General features: G+C 69.4%; 1 protein-coding gene. It reads left to right on the top strand.

The window, feature by feature from the left end; translation table 11 throughout:
- On the top strand, positions 1–1,721 hold a 1,721-nt coding region (locus tag ACFE99_RS24660), incomplete at both ends, for an HAD-IC family P-type ATPase (protein ID WP_375489446.1).

Below are 1,721 nucleotides of genomic sequence, written 5' to 3'. Positions count from 1 at the left end.
CGCGGTGCTCGGCTCGCCCGTGGACGCGGTGATGGTGGGTTCGGTGCTGACCGGAAATTCGATCCTGGCGGCCAGCCAGCGACTGCGCGCCGAGAACCGGCTGAATCGCCTGCTGGCACAACAAGTTCCGCCGGCCCGCAAGGTCCGCACCGAAGCAGACGGAACACCGGTCTACACCATGGTGCCTGCCGAGCAACTGCGGCCAGGCGACGTGATCGAGGTACGCACGCATGAGGTGGTACCCGCCGACGCACGGCTGATCGAGGAAGAAGACCTTGAGGTCGACGAATCGACGCTCACCGGTGAATCACTGTCGGTGCCAAAGCAGGTGGATCCCACACCTGGCGCCGACCTGGCCGAGCGGCGCTGCATGCTCTACGCCGGAACCACCGTGGTAGCGGGCACCGGGGTGGCGCTGGTGACCGCGGTCGGACCCGAAACTCAGGTGCGGCGCGCCGCCGAGCTGGTGTCCGGCGAACTGCCCGAAATCGGGCTGCAACACCAGCTCAGCCAACTCACCAACCGGGCTTGGCCGATCAGCGCCACCGGCGGCGCATTGGTCAGTGCGCTGGGCTTGTTGCGCCGCAGAGGATTACGCGAGGCGGTGGCCAGCGGCATCGCCGTCACCGTGGCTGCCGTGCCCGAAGGCATGCCGCTGGTGGCCACACTCGCCCAGCAGGCGTCCGCCCGGCGACTGACCAACTTCGGCGCGCTGGTGCGGGTGCCACGATCGGTGGAGGCGCTGGGCCGCGTCGACGTGGTCTGCTTCGACAAAACCGGCACGCTGAGCGAGAACCGGCTGCGGGTAGCGCAGGTCCATACCGTCGACGGCTACTCCCGCGAAGAGGTGTTGCGGTGCGCCGCACACGCCGCCCCGACTGCCAACGGCGGCCCGCAGATCCACGCCACCGATGTCGCCATCACCGAGGCCGCGCTGGCCGTCAACGGTTCACACCCCGCAGGCGAACCCGACGCCCATCTGCCGTTCCGCTCCGGCAGGTCGTTCTCCGCATCGGTGACCGACGACGAGCTGACCGTCAAGGGCGCACCGGAGGTGGTGTTGGCCCGCTGCCAAAACGTCGGCCCCGGCATGGACGACACCGTCCGCCAGCTGGCGACCAGCGGATTGCGGGTGATCGCGGTGGCGCGGCGGCAGCTGAACCACGGACAGATGCGAGCCGTCGACGACGACCCCGACGATGCGATCGCCGACTTGTGCGCCGACGAGTTGACGATGGTCGGGCTGCTTGGGCTCTCCGATACTCCGCGGCCCGAAGCCAAGGGGCTACTTGCGGATCTGCAGGAGCGAGACGTGGCCCTCCGGCTGATCACCGGCGATCACCCGCTTACCGCCGCGGCGATCGCCGCAGAGCTGGGCATGCCGGTGACACTCGATCAGGTCATCAGCGGCTCGGAGTGGGACGCGATGTCGCGCAAGGACCAGGAGCACGCGGTCGCGGAGCGGGTGGTGTTCGCCCGGATGTCGCCGGAAAACAAGGTGCAGATCGTCCAGACTCTGGAGCGGACCGGTCGGGTATGCGCGATGGTCGGCGACGGCTCCAACGACGCCGCCGCGATCCGGGCCGCCACCGTCGGCATCGGGGTGGTGGCGCGCGGCAGCGACCCGGCCCACACGGTCGCCGACGTGGTGCTGACCGACGCCCGCATCGAAGCGCTGCCGCAAGCAATTGACGAAGGCCGCGAACTGTGGCGGCGCGTGC

Source organism: uncultured Mycobacterium sp. (genome assembly GCF_964249325.1).
Taxonomy (GTDB): Bacteria; Actinomycetota; Actinomycetes; order Mycobacteriales; family Mycobacteriaceae; genus Mycobacterium.
This window is presented reverse-complemented; position numbering and strand designations above follow the sequence as displayed.